The organism is Pseudoalteromonas lipolytica (genome assembly GCF_900116435.1).
In the GTDB taxonomy this organism is placed as follows: Bacteria; Pseudomonadota; Gammaproteobacteria; order Enterobacterales; family Alteromonadaceae; genus Pseudoalteromonas; species Pseudoalteromonas lipolytica.
Map to the genome: position 1 here is coordinate 44,060 of NZ_FPAZ01000021.1, position 25,665 is coordinate 69,724.

Consider the following 25,665-nt stretch of genomic DNA (forward strand, 5'->3'; position numbering starts at 1 on the left):
TTGTATTAGACTGACATTACTTGCAGTCTGAACGAATTATTATGCTCGCGAAATTTTTTATTACCGATCAAAATCCAAGCTTAATCATAAGTGGGGTGTACAATCCTAGTTTAGTTGTCCTTTCGATTGCTACCGCTATTTTTGCTGCATATTTCTCATTGCATATTATTGATTTAGCCAATAAAACCCGCTTTGAATCATACAGAAAACTAGGCAATGCAACCGGCTCTCTAGTCTTGTCTGGCGGAATTTGGAGTATGCACTTTATTGGTATGCTTGCATTTTCTTTATGCACAACCATTAACTATGATCCTGCTCTGACATTTTTTTCGTTTATTCCTGCTTTTTTAGCCTGCTACACAGGTATGTCACTAATACGCAGTAAAGACATTGCACATATTCCCGCAGGGTTAAAGTTACTCATGAGTTCTGTGTTAGTGGGCGCAGGTATTGGTACCATGCATTACACGGGTATGGCGGCAATGGAAATGAGCCCATTACTTCGTTATGACCCTATGTGGTTTGCTGCATCCATTTTTGTTGCCGTGTTTTTATCATTTATTGGGCTGTATACTCGCTTTCATTTGAACGACCACTTTCAAAATTTAACCGCATTACAAAACCGGATTATTTGCGCCATTATTTTAGGTTTTGCTGTCGCCGGTATGCATTACATGGGCATGGCTGCAACGCGATTTGTCGCGACCTCCCCTTTTTTATCCGATAACACAGACAATACCAATCTTGTTTTTATTGCTGCCATGGTGTCATTTGCTACCGTGTTATTAACCGCTGTCGTTGCGATTATCAATGGTATGGTGCGCTATCGTATGCTGCTTGCTGAAAAATCGGCAGAAGAATCACGACTCGATGCCATTTTAAGTACGGCAATCGATGGTATTGTGACAATTAATTGTCGCGGTATTATTTTAAGCTTTAATAAATCTGCAGAAAGTATCTTTGGCTGGAAACAAGAAGAAGTGCTCGGTCAGAACGTGAAAGTGTTGATGGATGACGACATTGCGGCTCAGCACGATGGTTATTTGCTAAACAGTGGCAACCACGCTCTTAAAAAAGTGATTGGCGTTAACCGCGACGTGTGTGCAAAACACAAGGAAGGTCATTTATTCCCTATTCGCTTAGGTCTTGGTGAAGTGAAACAACCCGATGCAGAAACGTTGTTTGTGGGCTTCATAACCGATTTAACCGAACAACGCGCATTACAACGCAGCCTAGAAGAAAAAGAACAGCAATATCGCACATTAATGAATAACACGCCTGGCGCTGTATTTCGTTGTTTGCTCGATGACCATTGGAGCATGCTGTTCATTAGTCCCAATGTATTTGATCTAACGGGCTATACTGCCGAAGAATTTACGTCAAAAGCCATCAGTTTTGCTGACATTATAAATAAAGAAGACGAAGCGCATATTAATGAGATCATGACAAAAGCAATCTCTGAAAAAAATCAATATGCACTTGAGTATCGCATACGCCATCGCAGCGGTAAGGTCGTTTGGGTATTAGATCAAGGTTCTATTAACAAAACGGATGATTCTGAAGTTCAGTGGATTGATGGTGTATTAGTTGATATTACCGCACGCCATATCTATGAAGAATCATTAAAACACGCAAAACAAGAAGCTGAAGCCGCTGCACAAGCTAAACAGGCATTTATGGCAAATATGAGCCATGAAATTCGCACGCCCATGAATGCAATTATCGGGTTCAGCGATATTTTAATGGACAGCCCACTTAATAAAGAACAACAAAAGCACATCGTTACCGTAAATACCGCAGCACGCTCATTATTGCATCTTCTAAACGATGTTTTAGACTCGGCAAAATTAGAAAAAGGCAAACTCGATATTCATCACGAGCACTTTAACTTACAAGCCCTTCTCGATAACATCGTTTCTACCTTTTGGCTTGAAGCAAAGCGCAAAAACCTGTTATTAGATTTAAAAATTGCTGATGATGTCGCACCAATTTATATCGGTGATGACGCGCGTATTCGTCAAGTACTCAATAACTTAATTGGTAATGCGGTTAAGTTTACAGAATCAGGTTCTGTCACGATTAGTGTCAGTAAGACACAAAACAATCAGCTCTTTTTTGAGGTGCAAGACACTGGGATTGGCATTGCAAAACACCGCTTGAAAGCAATTTTCCAACCTTTTGAACAAGCCGATGGAACGATGACGCGTCGCTTTGGCGGCACAGGCTTAGGCACCACCATAAGCAAGCAATTGGTCGAGCTTATGGGAGGCACAATAAGTGCCGTGAGTAATGAAGGCGAAGGCAGTTGTTTTTTCTTTTCTCTTCCTTTGCAAGAAGGCGACATTAATAAAGTAGATAAACTCAGTAATAACCTACTTACATTACCACCTCTTCGTGTCTTAGTGGTTGATGATATTGAACAAAATGTCGAGCTATTAAACATATTACTCTCACAAGCTGGCCACACAGTGTATAAAGCAAAAAATGGGCTAGAGGCTATTGCTGAATTTAAACAACACAGCTTCGATATCATTTTAATGGATATCCACATGCCTGAATGCGATGGTATAACTGCTTGTAAAAAAATTCGTGAATTAGAGCAGCAACAACAATTAAAGAAAACACCTATCATCGCGTTGACCGCCAGCGTGCTTCAACAAGATAAGCTCACAGCTAAGCAAGCAGGTATGAATGGCTTTGCAAACAAACCCGTCGATATACAACAAGTTAATCATGAGATAGCGAAAGTGCTCGGTTTAGAAATTAAGCACATCACAGCTAAGCCTGATAACAAAGCAAAGCAACATATCAATTATGTTAAAGGTATCCAAATGTGGGGTAGCAAAGAAAAGCTTAATACTGAAATACGCTTATTTCTTGCTAATCATCAGCAGAGTATCCTACGTTTAAAAGAGTCAACACTTAATGCATCTGAACAAACGACACTGTTACACACGCTAAAAGGTGTGGCGGGCAATTTGACACTAACGAAATTACTGTATTTATTGTCGCTGGCCGAAAAAGAACAGGGTAAAGAAGACTTTTCTAAATTAATAACTGCGTGCTATCAAGAGTGGCAAGCACTGGCTACTTTACTCGATGAGCAAGAGCAGGTTAATACTGATAAAACACCTTCGCAAGCGGTATCGATAAGCGTATTTTTAAATCACATCGAGGCACTACAAAATCAAGCCGAGCATGCTGAAATAGATGATGAACTACTGAGTGATGTTCAAAACAATGCCCCTGTCGAGTATAAAGACGCAGTCGCAGAGATAGTTGGACATTTTGATAACTTTGACTTTGATGCAGCAAGTACTGCATTAGCCAATTTAAAGCACCGCATTGCAGCTGATTAAGGAGCAGTCATGAGTCAAATTACTGATCGAGCAAGAATTCTTGTCGTTGATGATGAGCCCGCAAATCTTAAGGTCATGCGTGAAGTTCTTGCAAATGACTATCGGTTATCATTTGCTAAATCGGGTGATTTAGCTCTGCAGCTCATTGAAAATGAACCTCCAAAACTAATTTTACTGGATGTCATGATGCCAGATATGAATGGCTTCGAGGTATGTAAAATTTTAAAAGCGAACCCTGAAACAGCTCATATTCCCGTGATATTTGTCACGGCACTGTCCCATGAACAAGATGAGTCCGAAGGCTTTTCACTTGGTGCTGTTGATTATATAACCAAACCCATCAGCCCTGCTATTGTGCGAGCCCGAGTGAAAACACATTTATCGCTAGTGCAGGCCGAGCAATTACAATTAGCCCATATTGATTTAATTAATCGCTTAGGCCGAGCGGCAGAATATAAAGACACAGATACAGGTGAGCATATCGCCCGTATGAGTCGCTACAGCAAAGTACTCGCGTTAGCTTATGGTATGACTGAATACCAAGCTGAACAGTTGAAACAAGCCGCCCCTATGCATGATGTTGGCAAAATAGGCATACCTGATTCGGTACTTTTAAAACCCGGCCGTTTAGATGCCAACGAGTTTGAGCATATGAAGCAACATGCTGTCATTGGTGCAAAAATACTCGAAAATTCAAGCTCTCCCCTATTACAGCTCGCTCATAAGCTTGCACTGGAGCATCATGAAAAGTGGGATGGTACGGGTTACCCTCTTGGTTTAAAAGGAGAAGAGATCAGCATTGAAGGTCGTATCGTCAGTATTGCTGATGTATTTGATGCACTCACCTCTGTGCGCCCATACAAAGATGCGTGGCCGGTTGAAAAAGCAGTAGAGCTGCTACAAGCCGAATCAGGTAAACACTTTGATCCCCAACTCGTCGATTTATTCATTGGCCAAATCGACGCAATTATCGAGATTAAAAACACTTACTCTCGCTAGTTTATACCTATTAAAAGGGGCCTTACTCAAGGCCCTTTTTAATTTGCTCATAATCATGAGAGGTAATTTCATGACTGTTGCCAGCACAGTCTTTAAAATACATAGAATAAGTCACACCATGGTCGGCAATCACCGTTTTTATATTAAATTGAGCTAAATGCTCAAGCCACGCTAAAAATTGCTCTGCGTTTACACTAAAAGCGATCCCTTTACTATTGCCGGGCGCTTCAAATAATGCGAGACGGATTGTTTTTGCCTGATCTTCAAGGGTTAATGGACCTTTACCTTCATCCCAAAAAGCAAGCTCAGGAACCACAGAAAAACCTAACACATCACGGTACCATGTCACTGCCCGCGTCAAATCATCAACATTTAAATGGCAGTGATCAACCCCGTTTAATAAAGGTATACCCATGGTTACTCACCAATCTCAGATTTAAGTTGCTCTAGAAAGGCCAACATATACTCTGTTCGTCTTTTTGCTTCATCTTTCGCCGAGGGAGTATTCATACTTTGGGCGATATGTAATAGTTTAATAAAAAAGTGATCAAGCGTGTATTTAGTGTCATCAGGCTCACGATGTAAACAGAATGGATCGTCTTTATGGTAAAGATAACGCCCTATCGAGCCACCCACTTTCATGCAGCGACTTACCCCAATAGCCCCTAATGCATCCATTCGATCAGCGTCTTGGACTATTTGTGCTTCAACACTTTGTACAGCGATGTTAGCGCTAAAACTATGTGCAACAATGGCGTGATGAATTGCGGCAAAGTATTGCTCAGGGTAATTAATGGATGATAAAAAACTCAACGCTTTGTCGGCAGCCATTGTTGACGCTTTCGCTCTATCAGGGTGGTTTTTAGCAACCGCAACGCAATCATGTAACCAGGCTGCGGGTAACACGACTGCCATATTAGCCTCTTCTGCAGTGCACAGCTGTTTTGCAACCCTCACCACTCGCTCAATGTGGCTAATGTCGTGTGCCACATCGGCATGAAGTAAAGATAAAATAAAATCTCGACACTGGGTTTCAAGTTCTGCAAAGTCTATTTTTGACTGCATAAAGCGGCTGTTACCATTAACTGATTGAAATTATGCTTACTTTAACGTGGTTACTGGATTTGTTCAAAACATTCATTGTATGTTTGCCAGTGCTTCATTAAACTATGCCCCCTTTTGTTTGACGCGAGAATCCCTATGTCATCTGCTATTTACCTACAAGCTGGACGAGAAAAATCATTAAAAAGAAAACACCCTTGGGTGTTCTCTAAAGCCATTAAAAAAGTAAAAGGTAAACCAGGACTAGGTGATACGGTTACTATTTATGATAATGACGGTAAGTTTCTCGCCATTGCAGCTTACAGCCCAGAGTCACAAATACGCGCACGTGTATGGAGCTTTGACCAAAACGAAGTGATTGATCAAGCATTCTTCGAAAAGCGTCTTCGCCGTGCGTACGATGCACGCCAGCAAGTGATCAGCGAGGGAGGCTTAACAGGCTTTCGTTTAAGTGCTGCGGAGTCTGATTACTTACCGGGTATCACAATCGACAAGTTTGATAACGTATTAGTATGTCAGTTACTCAGTGCAGGTGCAGAGCGCCATAAGGGCGAAATAGTCGCGGCACTAATGGCTATTTTTCCTGGCTGCGATATCTACGAGCGCTCTGATGTCGACGTGCGAACAAAAGAAGGGTTAGATCCAATCAAAGGTGTTCTGTGGGGTAATGCACCGACAGAGCCCGTATTAATTGAAGAAAACGGCCTAAAGCTAGAAGTCGATATTATAGAAGGTCATAAAACAGGCTTTTATTTAGACCAACGTGACAGTCGTGCGGCTCTAGAACGCTTCTCTAAAGATAAAACAGTGCTTAACTGCTTCAGTTATACTGGCACATTTTCGCTGTACGCATTACGTGGCGGCTGTCAGCATGTAACCAATGTGGATGTATCACAACCTGCGCTCGATACCGCCAGACGCAATGTGGAGCACAACAACCTAGATTTGAATAAAGTCGACTTTGTTAAGCAAGACGTCTTTAAGTTACTGCGTCAATACCGTGATGAAGGCAAGCTGTTTGATACCATCGTGATGGACCCGCCTAAATTTGCAGACAATAAAGCACAGCTGACCGGCGCATGTCGCGGCTATAAAGATATTAATATGATTGCGATGCAAATACTAAAGCCCGGTGGCACCTTATTAACGTTCTCGTGCTCTGGCTTAATGGAACAAAACTTATTTCAAAAAGTGGTTGCCGATGCAGCGCTAGATGCAGGTAAAGATTTACTGATTATGGAACGATTAAACCAAGCTGCCGACCACCCTATTGCTGGCAGCTACCCCGAAGGTTTTTACCTAAAAGGCCTTATCTGTAAAGTGTACTAAAACAGCTAAAACCTAGTTAAAGTGAACAATTTCAAGTCCTGCACTCAAGGAGCCATCTTGCTCCTTGGTTGCTCTAATAACTTTAACTGTTGCATCAAACGAGGTGATTGCTGTGCTCGTAGAGGCAATCACCACTCGGTAAACACTGCCAATTTCTAATACTTCATCACAACATATTGCTAAGCCTGTTGCACTTAAATCAGTGCATGTAACGACTATTTCGGTGTGACTATTTTCGCCCTCTAAAGGTATTAACTTTGCGGGGGTATGAATTTGCATGCGGCGAAAATCGCGCTTTTCCTCATGGAACATGACGCCTCCTTACACAAGTGCTTTTATTTTTTCTATGAGTGTTTTTACAGAAAATGGTTTCACTACATAGGCGTCACATCCAGCATCAAATCCTGCTTTTTGCTCAAGTTCAGATTCTAAGCCAGATACCATAACAACGGGGATATTTTCTGTTTCCGGGGTGTTTTTTAATAACCGACACGTGTCATAACCATCAAGACCAGGCATACACACATCTAATAAAATGGCATTGGGAGGGTTTGCAATAGCCGATGCCAAACACGATGTTCCTGAATCTGCATAGCTTAACGAAAACTCATTACTTAAGGTTGCTTTGAGCATTTCGAAGTTAAAATATTCATCGTCAACAACCAAAATTTCTGGTCGTACTCGACGTGAAGTGTCTGCTGGAACTGCAATCGGTTTATCCTTTTCTATGCCCACATAATCTCCTTTTAGCATTTGTGTTACTAATTCAAGCGCAATGAATTCACTGTTTCATTGCGCATACCTTTACTGAATTATAACTCACATTCTTTGATTGCGTTTAAAACACGCTTTGCAGATACAGGATAAGGTGTCCCTAGTGTTTGTGCAAATAAAGAAACACGTAATTCCTGCTGCATCCAAAAAATAGACCTGATTTCATCAGGTACGGGCATTCCTTTGGGAATTTTATTCGCCAGTTTTTGATACTGTTCAGCCACTTTTTCTAGTTCAAGTACACATAAACGATCTCGATTAGGATCAACAGGGAGTTTTTCTAGACGACGTTCAATCGCTTTTAAATAACGAATTAAATCCGCCATTTTTGCCGCGCCGTGCTGACTTACAAACCCTTTAAAAACGAGGCTTTGTAATTGTGATTTAATATCACCATGAGCAGTGATCATGGTTAAATCTACGCGCCCTTTCATACGCTTATTAAGACTGTGAGCAATGCTGAGCACTTGCTCAACTTGCGTTGCTATGTCGACCACCGTATCGCCCAACTCACCACGAATTTGCTCTTTAGCCTGCTCAAATGCTTGCTGAGTACGAATGTTGCCGTACTTTATCAATAAACTATCAACACCTGCAGCAATACAATCATCAATCAAATCATTCACTTTACCAAAGGGGTTAAAATACAACCCAAGCTTAGATTTATTAGGTAAATTTTGCTGCAAATACTTAATCGGTGACGGTACATTTAAAAGCACTAAACGACGTAAGCCCTGTTGGTGCGCCTGCTGTGCTTTTTGTTCGTTATCAAATAACTCAACCGCAGCGGAGTCTTTTTTATCGACTAAAGCTGGAAACGCTTTTATTTCATACTGACCTTGCTTTTTAACATAGGAAGCTGGTAACTCACCAAAGCTCCACTGTGTTAAGTCGGCTTTTTCTATGCCTTTATCAGCCACTTTTGATAAGGTATCGGTGACTTTGCCCTGAAGCTGAGCTTTCAGCTTAGCCAAATTTAGACCTCGAGCAAGTAACTTATCGTGCTCATCGCGAACTTCAAACTGCAAACGCAAATGAGGGGCCAACGTTGAGTAATCCCAAGCGTCTGGCTCAACACGTACCCCTGTCATACGCAGCAAACGAGTGCTTATGGCGTCAATTAAATTGCCTTGCATAGGCTCAATTGCCGCTAATACAGCATCGGCGTAGTTCGGAGCTGGAACAAAATTACGGCGTAGTGTTTTTGGTAATGACTTAATTAATGCGCAAATCAACTCATGCCTAAACGCAGGAATATGCCAATCAAAGCCGGTTTCTTGTACTTGATTAAGTAATGCAACCGGAATTTGAACCGCAACACCATCAACAGCTTGCCCTGGATCAAAATGGTACGTCAGCGGCAAGAGTAAGTTTTCTTGTTGCCATGTATCTGGGTAATCAAATTCGGTGACATGATCAGCACCATGCTGCATTAACGCTTCACGTGACATGTGCAAAAAGCGTTTATCTTTTTGTTTTTGTTGCTTCCACCAGGCGTTAAATGCCGCACGATTGTTGATATCAGCAGGAATTTTTTTGTCGTAAAACTCATACAGTGTTTGCTCATCCACTAAGATATCGCGACGACGAGACTTATTCTCAAGCACTTGAATATCATCAATAAGCTCTTGGTTATACTGTAAAAAGCCTTCATTCTGACCAAGCTCTTGTTCAACCAAAGCGCCACGAATAAACAGCTCTCGGCTCACTTTAGGATCAATTTTGCTGTATACACAACGACGCTTATTAACAATAAGCAGGCCGTATAAAGTTTGCTGCTCGAAGGCGATAACAGCACCCGGTTTTTTCTCCCAATGAGGCTCGCTGTAGCTGCGCTTCACTAAATGTTGAGCAAAACCTTCAACCCATTTAAGGTCGATACGGGCATTTATACGCGCGTAGAGTTTACTTGTCTCCACCAGCTCCGCAGCCATAATCCACTTAGGGCTCTTTTTAAATAATCCTGAGCCCGGAAAAATATGGAACTGACTATTACGTGCGCCTTTGTAAATTTGTTTTTCGTCTTTAAAACCAATGTGGCTCAACATACCGCTTAAGAGTGACTGATGAATTCGGTCGCTGTCGGCTACGTTAGTTGTTGCTTTCATGCCCATTTCATTACACACGGTCGACAGTTGATAAACGATATCTTGCCATTCTCGAATACGCATATAAGCTAAAAAGTCTTTTTGACACAGCTTTCTAAACTGACTATTGCTTAACTCACTTTGTTGCTCTTCAAGATAATTCCACAGATTTAAAAATGCGATAAAGTCTGAATCTGGATCATCAAATCGGCCATGTTTTTCATCAGCTGCCCCCCGCTTTTCTTGGGGTCGCTCACGAGGGTCTTGAATCGAAAGCGCAGCAACAATAATAATGACTTCACGCAATGCCCCAAGGCTGTCTGCGGTTAGCACCATTTTGGCTAAACGCGGGTCGACGGGTAAACGACTTAAACTACGTCCTGATTTAGTCAGCTCAGTTTGCTTATGGCGCTTAGCTGGTTTAACCGCCTCAAGCTCTTCGAGTAACGTTAAACCATCATTGATGTTACGACTGTCTGGCGCTTGTACAAACGGAAATTGTTGCATATCGCCCAGCCCAAGGCCTAGCATTTGCAAAATAACCGACGCTAAGTTAGTACGTAGAATTTCAGGGTCAGTAAATTCTGGACGCGAATTAAAATCATCTTCGCTGTATAAACGAATACAAATACCCGCTTCGATACGACCACAACGGCCTTTACGCTGATTGGCACTGGCTTGTGAAATTGGCTCTATTGGTAAGCGTTGTACTTTAGTACGGTAGCTGTAACGGCTAATTCGCGCGGTGCCTGGGTCAATAACATACCGAATGCCGGGCACGGTTAACGAGGTTTCTGCCACATTTGTGGCTAAAATGATGTGGCGACGTGAATGCGGTGCAAAAATACGATTTTGTTCTGCATTCGATAAACGCGAATAGAGTGGCAGGATATCTGCGCCTTTTAAGTTGCGTTTAGAAAGCGCATCGGCAGTGTCGCGTATTTCACGCTCACCATTCATAAAGATAAGAATGTCACCGGGTCCTTCGTCACACAGCTCGTCAACGGCATCAAAAATACCTTGCAGTTGGTCACCATCGGCTTCCATCTCTTCTTTATTAATCTCTGTAGTTGGGCGATAACGTACTTCTACAGGGAAAGTGCGTCCTGACACTTCAATAATCGGGGCGTCATCAAAATGCTGAGAAAATCGCTCTGGATCGATGGTTGCTGAGGTAATAATGACTTTTAGATCGGGGCGTTTTGGCAATAAATTCTTTAAATAGCCCAAAATAAAATCGATATTTAGGCTACGCTCATGGGCTTCATCGATAATAATCGTATCATATTGATTTAAAAAGCGGTCTTGCTGAATTTCAGCCAGCAAAATACCATCGGTCATCAATTTTATATAACTATTATCTGAGACCTGATCACTAAAACGAATTTTAAAACCGACTTGCTGACCAAGCTCACATTGCATCTCTTCAGCAATACGGTTAGCAACGCTGCGAGCTGCCAAACGCCTTGGTTGAGTATGCCCTATGTAGCCCTCTACCCCACGACCAAGCTCTAAGCACATTTTTGGAATTTGTGTTGTTTTACCCGAGCCAGTTTCACCTGCAATGATCACCACTTGGTTGTTGGCAATCGCCTGCTTAATATCCTCTTTCTTTTGGCTAACAGGAAGTTGCTCTGGATAGGTTACTGTTGGTAATGCCGCTATACGTTGAACACGCAATTGCTGTGAGCGAGCAATATCATCCGCGATTTTTTGCGCTATGTTCGCTTGCTTTGTTTCATCGTTTATTTTTTTGATGCCATGCAGGCGTTTTTTGAGGATGAATTGATCTTTGCGTAAGCATGTTTTTAATTCGCCGAACAGCGGACCTAGGTTAACCACCCGATACCCTTATAGTTATTTGCCAATAGGGCAACCATTGTATCAAATAATCTATTGGGTGGTCATGGCTTATTTATGCCAATTCGCTCAATTAAATGAACAGTTTTGAGGCAATCAAACCGAGTTGATAACAAGGCAAAAATGTCGTTATTGAAGTGTTCTCGGCAATTGCTCCTGCATTGCTCTACCTCTTGCACCCATGCAGTCGTAAATCAGACACTTTTAACACAGGTAGCGACAGGTTTAATCCCTCAAAATGATTAAGTATTACTGCTACTTGGCATTATTCGCTCGGTTGGAATAGACATGGCACATACGTCGATGTAATGTGGACTTTCAACGAACCAATCTTCTACTCGATTTTTGCGCGCATCGATTAACTGTTTAAAAGCAGTTGAATCTGTTTTCATTACTTTAAACTGGCTTGTATCAATGTCTGTAATATCAGCCAGAACTTGCATATCTGTAATAGGATTAAATACCGCACCTTCAATGGGCTTTCGCATTAATTGATTAAAGTGCTCCATCCCCTCTAATACACGCCCAAACACTGTAATATTTCGGTCTAGGTAGCGCTGTGCATTACCTATCGTGACATAAAATTCTGTGCCACCACTGTTAATATCGTTATCACGAGCCATTGCAAAGATGCCGGGGCAATGCACTTGCCATGTTTGTGTTTGACTTTCATTTTGCGCAACCGCAAACCCATTTAGAAAGCCCGTTTTTACTGCGTAACCATCTGGGCCTTTTAATTCAGTGATCGCCAGTGGTGTATCCGTTTTGAAGTAAAATTCAGCAGGCAGCGCTTTTTTCGCCTTTTTAACCGACTTTGTTTCATTCGCGTCACCACCTTGCGCGACAAAACCTTCAACAAAGCGGTAAATACTCAGCCCTTGATAAAAACCTTCTTGGGCGAGTAGTCGCATATTTTTGGCGTGCAAAGGCGCCAAGCCATCATTGAGCTCAATATACGCGGCACCCGTCGGGAGAGTAAGTTTAAGAACGTTGTTTGGTTGCACAATGCGCCATTGAGACTCATCTGCGGTTTCAATAGTTTCAGCTGCTGAGCGTTTTTCAACGTTATCAGCAGCGTGAATAGGCCCTGTTAAAAGTGCAGCAACGCATACCGTTAATAGACTAAATTTCATTATTATTATCTTTTAAGTAATTGACAATTCAGCCTATTAACTTCTTAACAATTAAGCAAGTAAAAATACCCCAACGCACTGTGATACGATTCGCTTAATTAAGTGCTCTATGTTGAGGCAATATAACCTCGTTGATAACAAGGCAAAAATGTCGTTATTGAGGTGTTCACTGCAATTGCTCCTGCATTGCTCTACCTCCTGCATCCATGCAGTCGTAAATCAGACATTTTTAACACAGGCAGCGACAGGTTTAGTCCCTCAACATGATTAAGTCTTATTGCAGATTGGTATGGCTATTAATCCCAGTCAAATTTATACAGAATATCAACATTTTGATAAAGACCGCTGGTTACTTCAATATACAGTTGTGACAAGAGTTGATAGCGCACTGCCACCTCACTCAATGAATCAAAAATCCCCACGCTGTATTTCACTTGAATACCGGGCGTAACATAGCCTGATATTTCAACTTTAGTATCATCGCCACTGCCTGTAGAACTCAAGCTCACATCCGATAAACCAAAGCTTTCGCCAATTTTAGATACCACACCTTCACTGCGGTTAACACCTTGCGCTAATAATAGTTGCGTCAACATTGCATCGGTTGAGCTGTCCCCTTCGTCAAGTGGCTGACCATTCAATAAGTAAGCCAATGCTTGTGCTTGATCCATTGCCGGCTCTGAGAACACTTTTAACGATGGCTGTTCCACATTCCCGGTTAAAGTAATACCCGCAACCACACCATTTGCGGTGTTATCAGGGTTGCGAATAGCTTTAATATTTAAATACGGTTTATCTACAGAGCCACTAAAGCCAACTTGACCTGTCCGTATTTGTAAATCTTGGCCAAAAGCGCGGTAGGTTCCTTCAACAAGGTTTAATTCTCCGGTGGCAATCATCGGTGTCGTCTGGTCCATGTTGATATTAATATCCCCTTCGACTTTTGACTGTAATCCAAATGAATCAATACGCACGTCTCTTTCAACCAGTACCTTTAAGTTGATAGCGTAATCGAAAGGAACTTTTTCAGCTTGTTGTTGTTCAATATCCACAATGACTTCGTCATCACTGACTTGCACAGCCCCCTCGGGTAGCTCCTCAATGGCAATCCGCCCCCACGGAACAACAACCTGCCCTTCAAGGTTAAAGGCATTATTTTTTAATGACATAGTGAGCTCAGGCGACACTTTAAAGGTGACATCTTGTTGCGCACGTACAAAGAACTCATTGCCTTGCAATTGTAAATTTACATCGGGTAAATCTGCATGCCAATCAACACCCCCAGATAACTTTAGCGCTCCCCCTTCACGGTCTTTTAGCTCACCAGTCACTGTCGCACTTTGATTATTAAAAGCGATATTCACCTGTGAGTTTTGCAATGAAACAGGAAGCGTTGCTCCTTCTAAGTTAATGCTGTCAACATTAAGCTCACCATTAATGAGTGGCTCTTTTAATGAACCTGCCAAGGCAAGCTGACCCTTAATATCACCATTTAGCTGCTCTAACGTGCCAATAAAAGGCTGTATATTCGTGAGTAGAATTTTTTCAATAACCAGATCACCCGAGAGTAATTGCTGATTTTGAATATCCTCTACATTAATTTGTGAGGTTACTTTTCCAAGTACTGATGAGTCGAGTGTCGCTTCAAGCTTCGCCGTTTCTGCATCACTTATCGCAGACAGGCTGAAGACCTCAATCGGTAGCTTATAAACTGTCGCACCATCGATTAGTGATGCAGCTAGTTCTTGCGTATTAATGTTAGCTCGCAGGGTTTTTAGCTCTGCGTTATGCCAGTTGGCAACAAACTCACCTTGCGCTAAGCCGGTTAAATCGAGATTATCAGGTAAGAAATGTTTAAACTCTGGTATCGATAACGCCCCAAGTTGCGCATTAAGTTGACCCAATTGCTTTGTTTGCTGCAAGGTGTTTACACACAACTGAGACTTTTCACTTTGCCAACAGTGTGCCGAGACATTAAAGTCTTGCGTCTGCGTATTTACACTGACATTAATGGCTTTATCTGTTCCAAAACGAACTTTATTATCGGTAACAAGTATTTGACTTAACGCCCCTTGCCACGTGTTCTTTGTGAACTTTCCATCTAAATCAAACGACACTTTACCTTGATCAGCATCCAGTAAAAATACGACATGGTGATCCGTTTTGTCACCTGAGGCATTAAGTTCAATCTGATTAATTTTGTGCTCAGCAAAACTAGCTGAATCCAAAATAAGCGATATCTCTGTTTGCCAGTCCGCAGCATAATCAAACTGCCCGTTTAACGCTAAACCCTCAACTTGGATATCCTGATAACTTAAAGTATTGAGGAGCAAGTTCACATTGGCTGTCGGTTCAAGGCGTGCTCCGCGCAATTTAAGATCTGCACTTCCTTTCCCCTGCAAAGGAAGCACACTTTGTTCACTTGCATCAAGGCGGATTTTACCGTCAACAAGCCATGTATCATCGACTTGACCCGATAGTGTAATTTCGTTATTTCCACTTTTAAGCTCAAGCTTATCAAAACTCGCGTGAAGGCTGCTGTCGAGTTTAAAGTCAGAGGCGACGTTCACAGGGATATCATTTACTGTGCCATCAATCACTGTGTTTGCTAAGATTAGCTGCCAATCCTCGTCTTTTAGAGTGAAGGAGCCATTAAACTTGCCAGATAAATTACTGCTTACGGCATCCGTTAAGTACTGAGCTTTTAAATCGCTTAACGTGCCTGAAAACTGACTTGTCACGCCCTCAGACCAATCTGCTGATGCGTTAACCGTAGCTTGGCTGTCGTTAGCACTGAGCTTTAGTTGATCAATTTTGACTCGTGTAAGGCCTCCATTTGCCTGCATTTCAGTTAACATCGCAGGGTATGCACCTAGCCGACTTGTTAAATTCACATTAATGGCGTAATCATCCGCATCGCCTTGCATACTGATAGCAAGGTCAGATAAACGTAATTGCGCAGCTTCTGTGTCTAACAGCCACGTATCAATGCCACCTTTTAGGCTAAACGGGTAATTCGTTTGTTGTAGATTGACTTGACCACTCAGTGTAGCTGGGTATTGACCCTGCGTAGTGAGGTTTAAGTTTAAATCCCCTAAACGCCCATTTAAGCCAAGAGTTGCTTGGTGCTGAGAATTAACCACAGACAACGAGGCATCAACTTTATTATCACCCCTTAAAAGCGCATGAAACTGGGTATTCAACTGCCAGTCAATGTAACGTGCAGCCAATTTCTCGACGCTGATTTCACTCTCTTTCGCTATCGCTTCAAGTTCAATGTTGTTAATAACGTGCGCACTTTCAGCTGCAAAAGGAGTTATTGCAACTTTATCGACCTTAAATGCGTGCAATTGCACATTAATTGGTAAGGTAAAATCAAGTGATGGTAGAGCTGGCAGCTCATTCAGCGGCGCACTTTTTGGGGCTTCTTTTACTTCATGCAATGCAACTGCAATATCGGCGATAGTAAATGCGTGTACGTTGATATCAGATTGTGATGCATAGGCTGTCAGGTTTAATTTGCTCACCGTCACATCAGCACTTGCATGCTCCAAGGTAAAACGATTAACAGCAATGCGTTTAACTGTGACATTTATCGGCAACGTTATTTGCTCAGCCGTGGTGGGCTCACCGTCAGTCATTTCTGTATCGGTTGGTTGTGGGTTTTCTGCCAAAGAGGGGGGTGTATCAAGTTTTAAATCTATTGTTTGCGCACTTAAGTTGTCTACACAAACACCATCACACCCCCACCAGTACAAATCAATTTTTAGTTGTTTTGCTGAAAACTTAAGTCCTTGTTTATCGTACGAGATATCGAATGCATCATTGTACAAAAAACGCCCGCTCGGTAAATTTATCTTCAAGCCATCTACTAATTTATTAGCTGAATATGCAATAAAGTGATTTCCTGGCGCGGTGAATAATAAACAAAAAAGTATGACGCCTACGCTGACTAATATGGCTGATAAAATCGTCGTCGTTTTTTTAAACTTGTTCATTAAATTTCAGGCCCTATGGTAATACTTAAACGGGTACTTTTACTTTCTTTTGTCAGCCCCCACGCATGATCAATGCGAACGGGTCCAACGGGCGTTAAGTAACGAAAACCAAAACCAGCACCTACTTCAACACGATCAGTAAAATCATTAGTCGCTGTACCACTGTCTACAAAGACGGCAGCTCGCCAATGTTCTGCAAATTGATAGTTATACTCAACAGTTCCAGTGGCTAGGTATTTCCCCCCAATAAGGCGACCTTTTTCATCTTCAGGAGAAATTGATTGATATGCAAAACCACGGACACTTTGGTCCCCCCCCGCATAGAAACGCAGTGAAAAAGGCACATTGTCAATATCATCCACTAACATGGCCCCCAAATTAGCACGTAAAAATATCATGTGACGATCAGCAACGGTTGTAAGCCAAGCGTTCTGCAATTGAAGTCGCAAAATATTTGTCGTTGAAAACATGTCTTTTAAACCAAATTCAGCAGATATAAGCCATTGATAACCCTCGTAAGGTGTTGTGCCACCTTCGGTGTCTTTTTTCGCATAACTAATGCCTGGCATCAGCATTTTAGAGCTTTGCTCTTCATCGCCAATTTGGTAGGTTTCTCTATCGCGTCTTAAAAAGGCAGTACGCACCCACTCATCATCAGTTAACCACTGGCGCTGCAGTTGGGCTGTTAAAATTTTACTGTATACATCATTCGTCAGCTTATCTTCGAGCTTATAACCGACTGAAAAACGCCATAAATCATCATTTGGATCATTTACCGGCACAGTATAACCTAACGATATGTCTTGTTGCTTTTCAGAGACATTCAGGTTGCTTTCGAGATAGTGTCCGTCTTGTGTAATCCACGGTTTAGACCATTTAAAACGCACTTTTGGGCCTAGGTCGGTACTAAATCCTCCCCCTACTTCGTAACTATTTGCAGGCTTGTGCAAAACATCAACATTCACTGGCACCTTGCCATCTTTTCGATTTGCTATGTCGGCATAGACTCGTACACTCGTAAAATAAGGGGTACTCGAGAGCGCTAGATTGTAGTCGGATACTTCTGTTGATTTGTAAGGTTGACCTGCCTTAAATTCAGCTAAAGATCGAATGTATTTTTCAGCTGGCGTTTGATTACCTATCGTTATTTCACCAAATTGATAACGAGGACCGGTATCAACATTGAAGGTAATTTTCGCACTGTTTTTCTTAAGAGATACAGCTAAGGTATGTGCATGCCATTTAGCATCAAAATACCCCAGCTCTAAAAGTTGACTTTCAATACGCTTCCTTGCCGCTTCATATTTAGCGTGATTTAAAAAATCACCCGGTTTTAAACTAATACCATCTACAGCAACCATAAACTCAGGATCCGCTTTACCGGCCCCGCTAATGGTAATATCGACGTCGGATATACGTGTCACTGGCCCACGCTCTATATCAACGATGACCAACTGCTCGGCGTTATCAAATTTTATTTTAACGACAGGCTTATAATACCCCAGTGCTTTTAAGCTCGCTTTTACTTGGCTTTTAGCATGACGCTGCAAGGCTTTAGACGTTTTTTCATCTATTAATGGTTTAATGTAAAGCGCGACGTTTTTTTCAAGGTCGCCATTGACCCCTTGAATTTTATAATCTTTGATGATCGTTTCAGCACTAAATGCATTATTACTCAGTGAAAAAAATAAAATTAAAAAGACAAAAAAGAAATGCCGAATGTACAAAAAATATCCTTACTTTTTTGAAAGTGTCATAAATCAGATAAATACAAAATGATACTAGCACAGTGAAATAGCCACTGACATAATTGAAGTGTTAAAATTAGTGCGCGTTAACCAATTATTTTCGCTACAATAGCTAACAATTCCTAGATTTATAATGAATGAGCGATTAAATGCATTTCACTGACGACGAAAATGGTCAATTATTAGCAGAAATTGCAGCGGCTGGTGTTGATTTAACCAGCATGCAAGTAATAGATTTCTATATTCTTTTTGAACAAAAACCTGAAGCAGAAAAGTTCGCAACGGCAATTGCAAGTGATGAACTAGCGCCTGCAACAGAGTTAGTAAAGTGTCCCGACACCGGGGTGTGGGAAGTCGTTACACGTGTTGAAATGGTTCCTGACCACACGCTATTAAGCCAAACTGAACAATACCTCGAGAGCATCGCAAATAGCCACAACGGCTATGGTGATGGTTGGGGTTTAATGGCTGACGAATAAACACGCGACATAACGCCTGCTTATGGCAGGCGTTGGTTACTTTAATTGATTGGCTTTTCTATAATTACCCTGATAATCAAATAGTTTCTGGGCAACTTTCCAACCATACTTTTTGTTCTTCCGGGCAATAACAAAATCTGGCGCGACCAATACATGTTGTTGTTCAATAACCTGTTCTGCCGTTTTCCAGGTAATCGGGGCACTATTCCCTTGAGCTCGCCGACCAAATTGCTTGTTAAAGATAAAACGGCCTGTGTCGTTACTAAGATTAAAAACTTCGTCGCAACTGGCACCATCCTCATCAAAATAGCTAATTTTCAACAGCCCATTTGCGATAAGTTGTGCCGATAAACCACTACAGCGAAGCACCAACGCATCTTTTAAATTAAGGGCTTCACGCAACTTATCATCGGGGTCTGTCATCATGGCTGAGCAAGCTTGGCATTGCCTCGCTGCTATATCATTTTGCTCACCGCACTGCTCACATTCTTTAAATCTAAAACGGTAGTCGCACTGTATTTGCGTGCCATCATCATCGTCTAGAAGACCTTGGCAGCGACGCCCAAAGTGCTCAATGACATTGCCTGCGGCATCTGTTTTTCCCCAAAAAATATTCGCAAAGCCACAACCAGGACACAGTACTTGCACAGGTTCGTTGTCACTCTGGGCTTTTTTACTGCCCACCTCTGGGTAAAATAGGTCAAAGCCATTGCCTGCGTAATCAATCACTAAGCACTCTTTTTTCCCCTCACTTAATCTAAGCCCCCTGCCAACAATTTGCTGATATAAACTGACTGACTCGGTTGGACGCAAAATGGCAATAAAATCGACATGCGGCGCATCAAATCCGGTAGTGAGTACAGACACATTGACCAAAAATTTCAACTTTTTCGCTTTAAATTGATTGATGATAGTGTCGCGCTCGTTGTTATCTGTATCACCAGTAATTAATGCGGTATTGTCAGTTGGCAAGTAGCCGACGATTTCTTTGGCATGCATGACTGTTGCCGCAAAAATCATGACGCCGTGCCGATGCTCACTGTAGTCAATAACCTGCTCAATAATCGCCTTCGTTGCGCGGGTATTATCTTTGAGGAGCGCATTCATATTTTCAGCACTATAGCGTCCAAATGAGTCGCTGGGTAAAGATGAAAAATCATAATGGCTTATGGCTGCGTCTACTTCATGAGGCGGCGTTAAATAGCCATGTTTAATCATGTAACGAAGCGGTAACTCAAAAATACACTTTTTAAAGGGTGCGTCTTTATCTCCCCTTACAAAGCCATGATAATGATGATGATAAACCCACCCCATTCCCATACGAAAAGGAGTCGCGGTTAACCCCAATACTTTTAGCCGGGGGTTCTGTTTCTTAAGGCTGGATATCACTTGACCATACTGACTTTGATCATCCCCACTGACGCGATGACACTCATCAATAATGAGCAATGAGTACGTATCACTAAGTTGCGCCGTATTGCGCGCTAGTGACTGTACACTTGCAAACGTAACCTGTTCTTTAAGCGATTTTTGTTTAAGCCCTGCAGAGAAGATACTCGCTTCAAAACCAAAGCTGATGTACTTTTGCGCGTTTTGCTCTACGAGCTCTTTAACATGTGCTAATACTAAAATTTTCTGTTTAGCAATACGTGCTAATTCAGCAATCACTAAACTTTTGCCCGCGCCTGTTGGTAATACAATCAGTGCAGCCTCGTCCGATTGCTTAAAGTGACTAACCGTTCGCTGTACGGCCTCTTGCTGATAAGGTCTAAGTACGTATTTCATTATTTTGTGCTGTAATAAAGACAAAAAAGGGAAGCATGTGCTTCCCTAAAAGTTCATATGGGTGAAATTAAGCGAGGTGCTTAGTTAAGTCAACACCTTGGAATGCTTTAGGACGTTTACCACGGCCTGTCCACTCAATAATTTCACCATTGTATTCGATGCGGTATTTAGGTTTTACTTTCGTACGCTTATCTGTGCCTACTACATCTTGTAAATCTTCTAATGTAAGTCCTTTTTCTTTTAACAGATCGAGTACTTCTTTTTTAGCTTCTTGCTGTTGAGTATATTTCTCGATAGCTGAATCAATTAACTGTTTTGCTTTTTCAAGTTCAGTTAAAGACGCAGATTTGACAAAAGATCGGATTTCTTTCATTTAAAGCTCTCTTAATTATAAAAGTTAAAGATACATATCAATACACAGCTTAGTATATGGTGAAAAAATAAAATAATCTAATTTAAGTTTATTATAACCATAACTTTATTTTTTCGATCACGTCGCTTAACTCTACAATTAATTCCCTGACTATTAACGTCTCTTTTTCTTGATTAAAGCGATTTTCAGTACTCACTATAACTTTTGATAATGGTGGGTATTGCAACATCACAATAGCCCCCTTAAGTTTATGAATAGCTGGGGGAATTTTTTCTATATCTTGGTTATCCACATGTGCAGTTAGCGTGTTTAGATCTTGTTTCAAGCTCGTAATAAACACCTCTGCTAGTGTTTTAGCATCATTTTCATTACCAAAAACATTTAACCAATGTTGTTTATCTTTTATACCTTGCAGGTTTGATACTGGCACCTCATCTTGTACCTGTATTTCATCTTTATTTACCTCAATAAACTCGGCTAAACGATTATATAACTCGTTAAGTTTATATGGCTTAAATAACACACTGTTCATGCCTGCATCTAACGCTTTATTTAGGCACTCTTGTGAATCGTCAGCAGTAAAACCAATGATCGGTAAATACTTAAACTTTTCTTTATCGCGTAACTGTTTAGCTAATTTAAAGCCATCTAAATGAGGCATATGACAGTCAGTTAGTAATACATCAAAATTATCATTTTCTAGGGCTTTTAATGCGGCTAAACCGTCTTCAACCATCACGGCTTTTATGCCTAATTTTTGACACTGTTTTTCTAAAAGAAGCTGATTAGTTTTATTATCTTCTGCAATTAGAATCTGCCCATGCAACGCAGTTGTGAGGCTGTGTGGTAATACGTCAACACCACAATGAACATTGTTAACCAGCTCTCTGAGTAAATCGGGATAAAGAGGATCAACAAGTAAAATATGGCAACTACATTTTGCGGGAGTTTGAGTATCATTAGCGCTGGCCACGATGATGTATTTATTCTCAATATTACAAATATTCTTTTGCCAATTTTTACCCCATCGCTCAATGGCATACTTTTCATCAATAATCATATTATCAACTTGCTGAAATACGTTAGCATCTAAAGGATGACTGAGCTGATTATGTTTAACTCCCATGCTTGCTAAATTATTCAGTAATAAATGATTCTGAGTACACACAGACCAATAAACAGAACTCACTGCTAAATCAGGTTTAGCGACTTTAGTCAAAGGAACCGAAATAAATACATTCGTACCTTTTCCAAATGTACTGGAAATATTAATTTCACCTTTCATCGCTTCTATTAATTGCTTAGCAAGTGTTAAACCGAGCCCTGTGCCGCCATAACGTCGCTCTGTCGAGTTATCAGCTTGCTCAAAGGGTGTAAAAGTATGCGCAAGTTGCTGGGCAGTCATTCCTGCGCCGGTGTCGGATATCTCAATCTTCAAGGTCTGTTTTTCAAATAAAACGTCGCAGCTAATCGCGCCTTTCTCAGTAAACTTAACGGCATTATTTAAAATATTAGACAAAACTTGCAGTAAATGACTTACATCTATACGCGCTTGAGTAAAAGCAGCTGTTCGCCACGTTAAACGGAATTCGAGACCTTTTTGTTTTGCTAAATATTCATGCGCCCTTAAAACACGGCACAGGTGGGACTCGAGATCTACATCTTGGCAGTCGATTTCAATTTTACCTGAGCTTGTATTTGCAAAATATAAAATGTCATCAACCAAGTTACGTAATTTCGAAATCGCACTGTCAATATGTTCTACGAGGTAGAACTGCTCTTCATCTAAATAAGAAGCCCGCAGTAGTTCAATAAAACCATTAATGCCAGATATGGGGGTTCTTAACTCGTGACTCATGGTCGCGATGAATCGGCTTTTAGCTAAATCGGCCTGATGAGCCAGTTGATTTGCTTTACTTAAATCTGCTTGCTGACGCTTGAGTAAACTAATATCAAGCAATATACCATTCCAGCGAACGCCTTGAAGTTGATCATCAGAATTTTTTTCGCCTGTCGCAATGTAACGACACCATATTTTCTGCCCTAAGTTATTAACCCTAAACTCAATATCAATCATTGAGTTACGCTTTGCCGCTCGCTTAAAACTCTTCGCAATTTTTACTCTGTCTTCATCAACAATAAGCGGTGAAATACACCCTGTCATACCGCGTTGGTTAATGGTTCGAGATGTAATCCCTAAAAGGCTTCGCGCTCCTTTACTTATGTAAGTATAAAACCCCTCACCATTGTTATAGTATTCATATTGAAATACCCCGCCGGGTATCGTATCCGTGATCGTCTTTAATAATTTTTGAACAGATTCATTTTCTCGCTGCAGATTATTATGCTCTGTGACATCAGTTATCACAGTCATGATCCCTGCGATATGGCCGTCAATCCCCAAAAAAGGCTTCTTTGTATAAAGCAACTCGAGTGGTTTACCCAGACTATTGGTGAAGCGGATATGTTGATTAATTATTTTACCCGAAGTAAGGCTTTGCTTATTTTGATCTAATAATTCTTTAACGACTGCAAGATCACTGCGCAAAAATTGCTGCTCGTCATCCCAAAGATGCGCGAAATTATCTTTATACGCTTTATTCCACATGATGCGTTTTTGGTCTTGATCCTGAATAACAACCATCGTGGGTAAATCATCAATTAACTTTTGCGTAAAATTAAGCTTACTCAGTGCAGCCTGTTCTGATTGCTTACGACTCGCTATTTCCCTATTTATATTGAGACGCCGATTGATAAAGTAAGTCAGTGATAAAACAACTAAAATCAACACCAAAATTGCAGTGATATTGACCGTTTTTTTATCATAACCACGCTCTATATTAAAAATACCATGACGGTTTACTACATGGCTAAAATCATTACTGGTTAAGGTTTTAAATAAACTGTCTAGCAACGTTGTTAATTCAGAAAAGTGCCTATTAATTAAAAAATAAATTGGCTGTGTATATCGATATTTAGGGTTGATATAAAACTCACCAATATAAAACTGGTTTAGCTGATACGCTGCAATGCTCTGCGGTAGCATAGCCGCATCAACAGCATCATTTCGTAGTGCATAGAAAAGCGTTTGAATTGAGTCAAATGACACGGTTTCGATAGGCTCGCTACCAACTAATTTTTCTTTAGGATCTGCAAACGCCTCAATATAACCAATACGGCGAATTTTACTCGCACGCTTAGAAACCAATACCATTTCGAAGCTATAATGTGAGGGTAACGCAATTAATATTCCTTCATCTATTTTGTCAGGTGTCATCGATGGAATGATATCGATTTTATTTGCAAGAAATAGCTTTTCTAACTCTTTACTATTTGCAGCGGGTATATATTTAAACTGTATGCCACTTCTCTGTGAGAGCAATGCAAGAGTATCATTTAAATACCCAGTAGCTTCGCCTGTTTTACTGGTTGAATTAACGGGGTATAAACCATCAATAAACGAGAATGTGAGTAAATAGTTAGTACTCTGCTGTGCATCAATACGGTTAAAATCACGCTTGAATTTACTGTATGCCTTTGCAGCGATGTATTCTTCACTGGCAGAACTTTCCCACAGCTGTTTAGTTGCAGGTGAAATAGAGGCGAGTACCGAGTTAACTTGATTTCGTAATGCGGTTTCCTCTTTATTAAACATGACGTGAAGGGTTTCACTCTCGAGCCAAATAGGACTAACAACCTTTAAGTTATTTTTAGAGTGATTTTTTAATTGGTGAGACAACACTGAATAGTCCCCCATAAACGCGTCAAACGTACCATCAGCAACCTTGTCTATCGCATCTTCAGGTTGAATAAATCGGTTTATGAATAAAGCACCATTTTCGGCTAAATACTCACAGTGTGAGCTCCCCGTTATACATACCCAACGCAGACTCGCTAAATTCTTTAATGCATCATTAGCAATAGACTGGTTTGCAACAATGCCCCGTGGGGCTTCCATAAATGCGGAAGAGAATAAAAAATGCTTTTTACGTTGCTGGGTTTTATTAAGACCCACAGTAAAATTAATTTCGCCCGCCTGAAGCGCATCTAACAGTAAATCGAGACTGTCGTATACATGATATTCTAATTCAGCATCTGCTAATCGCGCAATCTCATTACTGTAACCAACGATGACCCCCGAAAACCGGCCATTTTCATCACGTGTATGATAAGGAAAGAAGTTATAATTAACGATACCTGCTTTGAGCTGCTTTGCATATGCACAACTTGAAAGGAAAGCAAATGTTAACGCAATGAAAAATAAGAATAGCTTATTCAGAATGATGCCAATAAGAAGGTTAAAATTTGTTACATTTTAGCAGTGTAAATTAAATACAACAATTCAGAAATCCCCACTGCTTAGATTTCTTTACGGCAAAGGCTATTTAAAAACCCTAACAACAACTTTACGTGTATCACTTAAGCTAACTCGTTTTAACGTGTGAACAACACCACTCTAATTCACCTTAGTTCAAATACAGTTATAAGGTGATAAAAAATCATGGTTTATGCCAGGCATAAGCAAGCTGTAAACAGCAAAGATACTTCACCTAAATAACGATGGATATTTGACTACCCAAATTTATACCATTCCGCTTAATTAAGTGGTCTATTTTGAGGCAATAAAACCGCGTTGATAACAAGGCAAAAATTTAGTTATTTAGTTGTTCTCGGCAATT

15 protein-coding genes are annotated in these 25,665 nt (G+C 41.0%); 4 read left to right on the forward strand and 11 right to left on the reverse strand.

What is annotated here, in order from left to right:
• The first annotated feature begins 41 nt into the window (after positions 1-41).
• On the forward strand, positions 42-3,359 hold the full coding sequence (locus BM378_RS18215) for a PAS domain S-box protein (protein WP_074989734.1): 3,318 nt from the start codon (positions 42-44) through the stop codon (positions 3,357-3,359).
• Between the two features lie 9 nt (positions 3,360-3,368).
• Positions 3,369-4,358 carry a response regulator gene (locus BM378_RS18220; protein WP_036969419.1) on the forward strand — a complete coding sequence of 330 codons (990 nt, stop codon included), beginning with the start codon at positions 3,369-3,371 and terminating at the stop codon, positions 4,356-4,358.
• 22 nt (positions 4,359-4,380) lie between these two features.
• On the opposite strand, the gene BM378_RS18225 is transcribed toward BM378_RS18220, so the two are convergent.
• Both BM378_RS18225 and BM378_RS18230 read right to left on the reverse strand, forming a co-directional pair.
• Positions 4,381-4,773: a VOC family protein gene (locus tag BM378_RS18225; protein WP_074989735.1), complete on the reverse strand. Its 393-nt coding sequence runs from the start codon at positions 4,771-4,773 to the stop codon at positions 4,381-4,383.
• Between the two features lie 2 nt (positions 4,774-4,775).
• Positions 4,776-5,423 carry an HD domain-containing protein gene (locus tag BM378_RS18230; protein ID WP_036969424.1) on the reverse strand — a complete coding sequence of 216 codons (648 nt, stop codon included), beginning with the start codon at positions 5,421-5,423 and terminating at the stop codon, positions 4,776-4,778.
• Between the two features lie 135 nt (positions 5,424-5,558).
• Between BM378_RS18230 and BM378_RS18235 the strand changes: the two genes are divergently transcribed.
• Positions 5,559-6,749, forward strand: a complete 1,191-nt coding sequence (locus BM378_RS18235; protein WP_036969427.1) for a class I SAM-dependent methyltransferase — start codon at positions 5,559-5,561, stop codon at positions 6,747-6,749.
• Between the two features lie 12 nt (positions 6,750-6,761).
• Here the strand turns inward: BM378_RS18235 and BM378_RS18240 are convergent, their stop codons facing one another.
• The 6 genes from BM378_RS18240 to BM378_RS18265 form a co-directional block, all read right to left on the reverse strand.
• Positions 6,762-7,061, reverse strand: coding sequence for a PilZ domain-containing protein (locus BM378_RS18240; RefSeq protein WP_036969429.1), 300 nt, complete (start codon positions 7,059-7,061; stop codon positions 6,762-6,764).
• A gap of 9 nt (positions 7,062-7,070) precedes the next feature.
• Positions 7,071-7,478, reverse strand: coding sequence for a response regulator (locus BM378_RS18245; protein WP_256213682.1), 408 nt, complete (start codon positions 7,476-7,478; stop codon positions 7,071-7,073).
• An 83-nt stretch (positions 7,479-7,561) separates the two neighbouring features.
• Positions 7,562-11,452 (reverse strand): ATP-dependent RNA helicase HrpA, encoded by a 3,891-nt coding sequence (gene hrpA / locus BM378_RS18250; RefSeq protein WP_074989736.1) that lies wholly within the window; start codon positions 11,450-11,452, stop codon positions 7,562-7,564.
• A gap of 260 nt (positions 11,453-11,712) precedes the next feature.
• The gene (locus BM378_RS18255; protein WP_074989737.1) at positions 11,713-12,603 is read right to left on the reverse strand and encodes a peptidylprolyl isomerase; all 891 of its coding nucleotides are present in this window, start codon (positions 12,601-12,603) and stop codon (positions 11,713-11,715) included.
• 296 nt (positions 12,604-12,899) lie between these two features.
• Complete coding sequence (gene tamB, locus BM378_RS18260) at positions 12,900-16,601, reverse strand: autotransporter assembly complex protein TamB (RefSeq protein ID WP_074989738.1); 3,702 nt, start codon at positions 16,599-16,601, stop codon at positions 12,900-12,902.
• Entirely contained in the window at positions 16,601-18,328 is a 1,728-nt protein-coding gene (locus BM378_RS18265; RefSeq protein ID WP_074989739.1) for an autotransporter assembly complex protein TamA, read from the reverse strand. The genes tamB and BM378_RS18265 overlap by 1 nt, the downstream gene beginning before the upstream one ends.
• Positions 18,329-18,498: 170 nt before the next feature.
• Here BM378_RS18265 and BM378_RS18270 point away from each other — a divergent pair, with 170 nt between their 5' ends.
• On the forward strand, positions 18,499-18,828 hold the full coding sequence (locus BM378_RS18270) for a ribonuclease E inhibitor RraB (RefSeq protein WP_074989740.1): 330 nt from the start codon (positions 18,499-18,501) through the stop codon (positions 18,826-18,828).
• 36 nt (positions 18,829-18,864) lie between these two features.
• Here BM378_RS18270 and radD read toward each other — a convergent pair whose 3' ends face one another.
• From radD to BM378_RS18285, 3 genes are all read right to left on the reverse strand, one after another.
• Entirely contained in the window at positions 18,865-20,613 is a 1,749-nt protein-coding gene (gene radD / locus BM378_RS18275) for a DNA repair helicase RadD (RefSeq protein ID WP_036969443.1), read from the reverse strand.
• A gap of 67 nt (positions 20,614-20,680) precedes the next feature.
• Positions 20,681-20,986, reverse strand: coding sequence for an H-NS histone family protein (locus BM378_RS18280; RefSeq protein ID WP_036969446.1), 306 nt, complete (start codon positions 20,984-20,986; stop codon positions 20,681-20,683).
• A gap of 91 nt (positions 20,987-21,077) precedes the next feature.
• Positions 21,078-25,277 (reverse strand): ATP-binding protein, encoded by a 4,200-nt coding sequence (locus tag BM378_RS18285; RefSeq protein ID WP_319633315.1) that lies wholly within the window; start codon positions 25,275-25,277, stop codon positions 21,078-21,080.
• Positions 25,278-25,665 lie beyond the last annotated feature (388 nt).